Annotated in this window: 8 protein-coding genes; 4 read left to right on the top strand and 4 right to left on the bottom strand. The window is 74.2% G+C overall.

What is annotated here, in order from left to right; all coding sequences use genetic code 11:
* Nucleotides 1–497 (top strand): CHAT domain-containing protein (locus tag CCN39_RS44695; protein WP_143264400.1); only part of this gene is annotated, 497 nt, incomplete at its 5' end.
* Here the strand turns inward: CCN39_RS44695 and CCN39_RS44690 are convergent.
* Entirely contained in the window at nucleotides 482–1,642 is a 1,161-nt protein-coding gene (locus tag CCN39_RS44690; RefSeq protein WP_086852894.1) for an epoxide hydrolase family protein, read from the bottom strand. The genes CCN39_RS44695 and CCN39_RS44690 overlap by 16 nt on opposite strands.
* Nucleotides 1,643–1,723: 81 nt before the next feature.
* On the opposite strand from CCN39_RS44690, the gene CCN39_RS44685 reads away from it, so the two are divergent.
* Nucleotides 1,724–2,281, top strand: a complete 558-nt coding sequence (locus CCN39_RS44685) for a CGNR zinc finger domain-containing protein (RefSeq protein ID WP_086852892.1) — start codon at nucleotides 1,724–1,726, stop codon at nucleotides 2,279–2,281.
* Between the two features lie 131 nt (nucleotides 2,282–2,412).
* The gene (locus CCN39_RS44680) at nucleotides 2,413–3,219 is read left to right on the top strand and encodes a lipase family alpha/beta hydrolase (protein ID WP_244211301.1); all 807 of its coding nucleotides are present in this window, start codon (nucleotides 2,413–2,415) and stop codon (nucleotides 3,217–3,219) included.
* On the opposite strand, the gene CCN39_RS44675 is transcribed toward CCN39_RS44680, so the two are convergent.
* From CCN39_RS44675 to CCN39_RS44665, 3 genes are read right to left on the bottom strand one after another with little or no spacing between them, the layout of a single operon-like run.
* Nucleotides 3,209–4,051: an ABC transporter permease gene (locus tag CCN39_RS44675; protein WP_086852891.1), complete on the bottom strand. Its 843-nt coding sequence runs from the start codon at nucleotides 4,049–4,051 to the stop codon at nucleotides 3,209–3,211. The two genes, CCN39_RS44680 and CCN39_RS44675, sit on opposite strands and share 11 nt — an antisense overlap.
* On the bottom strand, nucleotides 4,048–4,959 hold the full coding sequence (locus tag CCN39_RS44670) for an ABC transporter ATP-binding protein (protein ID WP_086852889.1): 912 nt from the start codon (nucleotides 4,957–4,959) through the stop codon (nucleotides 4,048–4,050). Before CCN39_RS44670 ends, CCN39_RS44675 begins: the two co-directional genes overlap by 4 nt.
* Entirely contained in the window at nucleotides 4,956–6,074 is a 1,119-nt protein-coding gene (locus CCN39_RS44665) for a hypothetical protein (RefSeq protein WP_086852887.1), read from the bottom strand. The genes CCN39_RS44670 and CCN39_RS44665 overlap by 4 nt, the downstream gene beginning before the upstream one ends.
* Nucleotides 6,075–6,252: 178 nt before the next feature.
* Here CCN39_RS44665 and CCN39_RS44660 point away from each other — a divergent pair, with 178 nt between their 5' ends.
* Nucleotides 6,253–7,320: a methyltransferase gene (locus CCN39_RS44660; protein ID WP_086852885.1), complete on the top strand. Its 1,068-nt coding sequence runs from the start codon at nucleotides 6,253–6,255 to the stop codon at nucleotides 7,318–7,320.
* Nucleotides 7,321–7,416 lie beyond the last annotated feature (96 nt).

Genomic DNA, 7,416 nt, shown 5'->3' with positions numbered 1-7,416 from the left:
CCGCGGAAGCCGCCGCGCTGGCCCGCCGCTACCCGGGCGCCCGGCGGTTCACCGGCCGCACCGCGCGGGTCGAGCCGGTGCTCGCCGCGCTCGACGGCGCCGCGCTCGGCCACATCGCGGCGCACGGGGTGTTCCGCACGGACAACCCGCTGTTCTCGGCGCTGCGGCTCGCCGACGGTCCCCTGACGGTGTACGACCTGGAACGGCTGGCCAGCCCGCCGCGTCAGGTGGTGCTCTCGGGCTGCGACTCGGGCCGCTCGGCGGTCCACGCGGGCGACGAGCTGCTGGGCCTGGCGTCGGCCCTGCTGGCGCTGGGCACGACGAGCCTGGTCGCGACGGTCCTCCCGATCCCCGACGACGCCGGCCGCGCGCTGATGGTCCGCCACCACCGCCACCTGGCGGCGGGGTGCACCCCGGCCGCGGCCCTCGCCCGCGCCCAGGCGGAGCTCCCGGACTCCCCCGCCGCCTCGAGCTACGTCTGCTACGGCGCCGGCTGAGCGGCCAGCACGGCCGCGAGGCCTTCCCGCAGGTCCTCGACGAAGTACCCGGGCACCTCGAGCGACGGGAAGTGTCCCCCGGCTTCGGGCGACCGCCACCGGACGATCCGCCGGTACCGCTCCTGCGCCCACGGACGCGGGTACTTCTCGATGTCGCGGGGGTACACGGTGATCGCCGCCGGGACGTCGACCCGGAGCTCGGGGTCCAGCGAGTTGTGGCTCTCGTAGTAGATGCGGGCCGCCGAGGCGCCGCTGCGCGTCAGCCAGTACAGGGTGACGTCGTCCAGGACGCGGTCCCGGGAGATCGTCTCGAACGGGCTGTCTTCGGTGTCCGACCACTCGGCGAACTTGTCGAGGATCCAGGCGAGCAGCCCGGCCGGGGAGTCGACGAGCGAGTAGCCGATGGTCTGCGGCCGGGTCGCCTGCTGCTTCGCGTACGCCGCGCGGTGGCGCCAGAAGTGGCGGGTTTCCTCGGTCCACCGGCGCTCCTCCGCCGTCAGGCCGTCGGTCGTCGCCCCGGGCAGTCCTTCCGCGAACGTCGTGTGGATGCCCAGGACGTGGTCCGGGAACCGCCCGCCGAGCACCGTGGTGATGTTGCCGCCCCAGTCGCCGCCGTGGGCGGTGAACCTGCGGTAGCCGAGCCGTCCCATCAGCTCCACCCAGGCGGCCGCGATCTTTTCGGTGCCCCAGCCGGTGGTGGCCGGCTTGTCGCTGTACCCGAAGCCCGGCAGCGAGGGAACCACGACGTGGAACGCGGGCGCGCCGGCGTCGTCCGGGTCCGCCAGCTCGTCGACGACGTCGACGAACTCGGCGATGCTGCCCGGCCAGCCGTGGGTCAGGAGCAGCGGGGTGGCGTCCGCCCGCGCGGACCGGCGGTGCAGGAAGTGGATGCCCAGGCCGTCGATGGTCGTGCGGAACTGGCCGATCCGGTCGAGGCGCGCTTCGAACGCCCGCCAGTCGTACCCGGTGCGCCAGTACTCGATGACGTCGACGAGGTCGGCCAGCGGAACGCCCTGGCCCCACCGCTGCCCGGTCGTTTCGGCCTCCGGCAGGCGCGTCGCGGCCAGCCGCGCGCGCAGGTCGTCCAGGTCGGCGTCGGTCGCGCGGGCTTCGAACGCGTGAACGTCACTGGTGATGAGCGGCATGGGACCTCCTGACTCGGGTGAACCGGCTAAGACGGTTCTAACACGACTCCGGACCGGCGGGCAACCGGCTAAGCTGGTTCCATGCGTGCTGCGTTCCCCGAGTTCCGCCTCGGTACCGTGCTGGCGACCAGCTTCACGGCGACGCTGACCGAGCGATGCGGCGACGCCGTGGAGCGCATTCCGACGCCGCAGCGGCTGGCCGACTGGCTGGCGGTGACCGGCCTCGCCGTGGACTCCTGCACCCCCGCCCAGCTCGAGCGCGCCCGGGAACTGCGGGAGTCGATCCACGCCGCCGCGACGGCGGCCGCGCTCCGGGAGGCCCTCCCGGCCTCGGCGGTCGAAGTCATCAACGCCTGCAGCGTCGAGGGCCGGGCCGCGGCGGTCCTGACCCCCGACGGCACCCGGCGATGGCGGCTCAGCTCGCCGTCCCGCGTGGAAGACGCCCTCGGCGTGATCGCCGCCGACGCGATCGCCATCCTCGCCGGCGAGCGGGACGGCAAGCTGGCGTTGTGCGCCTCCCCGACCTGCCAGGCCGCCTTCTTCGACACCAGCCAGAGCCGCACCCGCCGCTGGTGTGACATGAACACGTGCGGAAACCGCCAGAAGAAGGCCCGCTTCAACGCCAAGCACCAGCAGTAACGCCCCCAACCACGCCAGTTCCGGCCCCAATCACGCGAGTTCCGGCTTCAATCACGCGAGTTCCGGCCCCGATCACGCGAGTTCCGGCTTCCGTCACGCCTTCCCCGCGCCGGCCGGGTCATCATGGAGCGGTGCGGATCACGGCGTGGTGGGGCGGGCTCAGCCCGCGGCGGCGGCTGATGCTGAGCAGCGTCGCCGTCGCCGTGGTGGTCGTGGTCGCCGCCGCCGTCCTCGCCACCTCCGGCGCCAAGGCCGCGCCCGAGGCCGGGACGCCGGACCAGAACAAGCCCGGTCCCGTTCTCCTCGTCCCCGGCTACGGCGGCGGCCGGGGTGCGCTGGAGACCCTCGCCGAGCGGATCCGGCAGGCCACCGGCCGGTCCGCCGAGGTGCTCACCCTGGCCGGCGACGGCACCGGCGACCTCGTCGAACAGGCCGCCGTCCTCGCCGACGCCGTCGAGAAGGCCTACGAACAAGGCGCGCCTTCGGTCGACGTCGTCGGCTACTCCGCCGGCGGCGTCGTGGCCCGGCTGTGGGTCGGCCGCGAGGGCGGCGAGCACCAGGCCCGCCGGGTCGTGACGCTCGGCGCGCCGATGCACGGCACCGGACTGGCCACGGCGGGCGGCGCGCTGGTCCCGGGCGGCTGTCCCACCGCGTGCGTCCAGCTGGCGCCGGGCAGCAGCCTCCTGCAGGAGCTCGCCAAGCAGCCGCTCCCGCCGGGCCTGCCGTGGCTGTCGCTCTGGACGGAAAACGACGAGACCGTGACCCCGCCGGACACCGCCCGGCTCGACGGCGCCGTCAACGTCTCGCTCCAGCAGGTCTGCCCCGGCAACCCGGCCGGACACGGCGACCTGCCCACCGACTCCGCCGTCACCGAGATCGTCCTGCAGGCCCTCGGCACCACGCCGCTCGAAGCGCCCGCGGAGTGCCTCAGCTCGTGACGTCCTTCGTCGCGAAGTTCGCCCACGCGGCCCCGAAGAACACCACGATGTAGCCGGCCTGCAGCAGCAGCCCGTGGTCGATGTTGCGCCACAGCACCGGATCGCGGAAGAAGTCGATCCAGGACAGCCAGTAGTGCGTGGGCAGGTAGGGCTTCACCGACGCGGCCGCGTCCAGGGTCTCCAGCACCGAACTCGTGATGAGCACGGCCAGCCCGCCCAGCGCGGCCCCCAGCGCCGAGTCGGACACCGTCGAGAGGAACACCGTGATCGCCGCGAACCCGAGCATCGACACGACGATGTAGGACACCGTGCCCAGCAGCCGCAGGCCCAGCGCGGACGAGCTGAGCGACTGCCCCGACAACGACGTCACGCCGGTCGGCTGCCCGCCCGGTCCCGCGACGCCGGGGGTGCCGCCGGTGCCGAACAGGATCACCCCGAGCACCAGCGACGTCAGCACGACGATGACGATCGCCGCCGTGACGTACACGGCCAGCGCCACCATCTTGGCGCCCAGCAGGCGGGTCCGGCCGACCGGGCGCACCAGCAGGTAGCGCAGGGTGCCGGTGGCGGCCTCGCCCGCGATCGCGTCGCCCGCGGTGACGGCGACCGCGATCGGCAGGAACAGCGGCAGCACCAGCGCGAGCGCGGCGGCCGGGTACAGCGCGCCGTCGTTGACCACCGCCGAGAGGAACGCCCCGCCCTGGCCCGGCGGCGGCGCGAAGTCGGCCGTGGCCAGGAAGACGCCGACGATCGCGGGCAGCAGGCACAGCAGCAGCACGCTGAACCAGATCCGCGGCCGCAGCGCGAGCTTCCGCAGTTCGACGCCGATCATCCCGCCGCCCCGAACCGGTCCGAGCCCGGACCCGTCACGTCGAGGACGACCTGCTCGAGGGTCCGCTGCTCGGCGTGGATCGACGTCACGCGCACCCCCGCCTCGACGAGCAGCGCGTTCAGCGCCGCCGGGTCGCCGTGCCGGATGACCAGCCGGTCGCCGTCGCGGGCTTCGAGCTGCCCGTCGAGGACCGCGGCCGCCTGGGCACCGTCCGGGGTGCCGACCAGGATCCGGCCGGTGGCCGCCCGCAGCGTGGCCAGGTCCTCCTCCAGCACGAGCCGGCCGCGGTCGACGACGCCGACGCGGGTGCACAGCTGTTCCACCTCGGCCAGCAGGTGGCTCGACAGGAACACCGTGGTGCCGCCCGCGTTCAGCTCGACCAGCAGCTCGCGGATCTCCTTGATGCCCTGCGGATCGAGGCCGTTGGTCGGCTCGTCGAGGATCAGCAGCCGCGGCCGCCGCAGCAACGCGCCGGCGAGCCCGAGCCGCTGCCGCATGCCGAGCGAGTACGCCTTCACCGGCCGCTGGTCGACCCCGCCCAGCCCGACCTGCTCGAGGGCTTCGTCGATGCGACGGCGCCGCGTGCGACGGCCCCCGCCGCGCCCGGCGGCGTCGAGCAGCGCCAGGTTCCGCCGCCCGGACAGGTGCGGGTACGCGGCCGGGCCCTCGACGAGCGCGCCGACGTCCGGCAGCACCTCGGCGACCCGTTTCGGCACCGGTTTGCCGAGCACCTCGATCTCCCCGGCGGTCGCGTAGACCAGGCCGAGCAGCATCCGGACGAGCGTGGTCTTGCCCGAGCCGTTGGGACCGAGGAAGCCGTAGCGGTCGCCTTCGCGGACTTCGAGGCCGACCGCGTCGACGGCCACCGTGCGGCCGTAGCGCTTGGTCAGCGCGTGGGTGACGATCACGAGCCGCTCCGGCGCAGCCGGGACAGCTCGTCGGCCACGGCCTTCAGGACGCCGGGCGTCACCGTCCCGGCCAGCAGGTAGGAGCGGCGGGAGACCGACGACCGCACGATGCCCAGCGACAACGGCGTGATCGACAGCTGCACGACGCTCCCGGCGGGGAGCTTCACCTGCGCCGCACCGGCCTTCCCGGCGGCGTCGCCCGCGGCGTTGGCCACGGTCCGCGGCACGGCGATCACAGCGAAGGCGGCCAGCCCGCGGCCGTAGAGCGCGGCGCCCTGCACGCCCCCGAAGTCCGACGACAGCAACGGACGCCCGGCGAGCGACGACGGCAGCGGGACCTGGCTGAAGGCGCCGAGCGTGTCGGCGACGTCCGGAGCGCTCGTCACGCTGAACCCGGACCCGAGCACCGGCCGTGGCGCCTCGACGACCGGCGTTGTCTGTTCGAGCTGCCGGAACTCGGTCACCAGGATCGGGGCCTCCTGCCCACGCGCGGTCAGTTCCACCCGCACCGCCACCCCGGTCGCCGGGTCCGCCCAGACGTCGACCCGGCCGATGGTGGTGTCGGGATCGGCCGGGACGAGCCGCAGGCCGGACGCGGCAACCCCGGCGACGTTCCGCCCGGGCAGCGCGCTCACCGGATCGCCCGTCGCCGCGCGCAGCACCCGCCGGGCGAGCTCGGGCGGCAGCAGGTCCCCGGCCCGCGGCAGCCGCAGGTCGGGCTCGCCGATCAGCTCGGTCAGCGTGTTGTCGCCGTAGTCCCAGGTGTATTCGCCATCGGGCAGCCGGTAGACGTCGTGCTCACCGGCGGTGCCGAGGATGTCGACGCGGTACCGGTCAGGCCCGGCGTACCAGGCCCGCATCGGCGTCCGCATCGAGAACAGGGCGGTGACGGCGGCGAGGTTCGGCAGCTCCGGCAGGGCCAGCGAGCCGGCGCTTTCGGCGTAGCCCTGGTACGGCTTTCCGGCGGAGTCCAGCACGAGGGCCCGCAGCCGCTCCGGGTCGTGGTCCGGCCCGGCCGGCGCGAGCGCGGCGACGACCGAGGGAGCGGAAACGAGCACGCCGGCCACCGCGGCGACCACCGCCCACCGGCGCCGCTTCCCGAGCCGCACCACCATCCGGCATCACCTCTTCCGTCCTTTGTACGCAGGGTCGCGGGCCCACAGCTAGGGTCGAAGGGTGACGAATCCCGTTCATGCTGCCGTTCTGAGCTAGTTCCCGCTCCGGTCCTTCGCACACCCCGCACCTCTCGCGGGTGCTTCGCCGTGCCCGCAGCAAGAACGGAAACCCCGTCCCGTGGCTCATCTCGTCCTGCCCGGCGAACCCGATCGCCGGCTCTTTTCCCCGCCTTCGCGGGTCGCGACCGCGGCCGGAGACGGCCTCTCGGCCGACGCCGCCCTCCGCACGATGTCCGACGGCATCGCCCTGCTCTGGCACGGCGACTACCCGGCCGCCCGGCACCTGCTCGCCGCCGTCGACCGGCGGATCCCACCGCCCCCGCCGGACGACTACCCCCGGTACCGCGCGAACCGCGCTCATCGGGCGCGGCTGCTTTCGCTGTTGTACGTCCCCCTCGATCCCGGGCACGTGATCCCGCTGCGCCGGGCGCCGGACGTGCGGGCCGCGTGCCTCGCGGTCCACGGGCCCCTCACCGAGGCCGCGGCGGTGCCGTTGCGGGAGTTGCTCGGCGTCCTGGGCGCGGCGGAATGGCGCCGCCGCGGCGTCGCCGTCCCGGCGCTCGGGGCAAGGATCCACCCGCACCACGGCGTGTTCGCACCGGTGCGGCAGGAGTACGTCGACCTGGTCGCGGAATCGCCGTTGCCGGATACGGAGCTGGCGTTCGACATCGGCACCGGAACGGGCGTCCTCGCCGCGGTCCTCGCCCACCGCGGCGTCCGGCGGGTGGTGGCAACGGACACCGACTCCCGGGCGGTCGCGTGCGCGACCGCGAACCTGACCCGCCTGGGTTTCGGCGACCGGACAGAAGTCGTGCGGGCGGACCTGTTCCCCCGCGGCCGCGCACCGCTGGTGGTGGCCAACCCGCCATGGCTGCCGGGCCGGCCGCGAGGCCCCCTCGACCACGCGGTGTACGACCCGGGCAGCCGAATGCTGCGCGGCTTCCTCGACCGAGCCCCCCGCCACCTGACCCGCGGCGGCGAGGCATGGCTGGTGCTGTCGGACCTCGCGGAGCACCTGGGACTGCGCACACGCACAGACCTGCTCGACTGGATCGCGGCAGCGGGCCTGCGGGTCATCGACCGCGTCGAGGCAACACCACGCCACCGCCGCGCACTGGACCCGGCCGACCCACTGCACCGCGCCCGCGCCGCGGAAGTGACGTCGCTCTGGCGCCTCAGCCGGTAGCTGCCCGCGCGCAGTTCCTGGCGTCAGAGGCCAGGAAGAGTCATTCACTGCAAGGGAACCGATCCGGACGACAAGCCGAACCGGCGGCCGGGGACG

This window comes from Amycolatopsis kentuckyensis, assembly GCF_002155975.1.
Lineage (GTDB): Bacteria > Actinomycetota > Actinomycetes > Mycobacteriales > Pseudonocardiaceae > Amycolatopsis > Amycolatopsis kentuckyensis.
This window is presented reverse-complemented; position numbering and strand designations above follow the sequence as displayed.

Bases quoted from the DNA above. Each gene is read 5' to 3' on its own strand.
- CCN39_RS44690 (WP_086852894.1), bottom strand. From the start codon at position 1,642: ATGCCGCTCATCACCAGTGACGTTCACGCGTTCGAAGCCCGCGCGACC.
- CCN39_RS44685 (WP_086852892.1), top strand. From the start codon at position 1,724: ATGCGTGCTGCGTTCCCCGAGTTCCGCCTCGGTACCGTGCTGGCGACC.
- CCN39_RS44675 (WP_086852891.1), bottom strand. From the start codon at position 4,051: ATGATCGGCGTCGAACTGCGGAAGCTCGCGCTGCGGCCGCGGATCTGG.
- CCN39_RS44665 (WP_086852887.1), bottom strand. From the start codon at position 6,074: ATGGTGGTGCGGCTCGGGAAGCGGCGCCGGTGGGCGGTGGTCGCCGCG.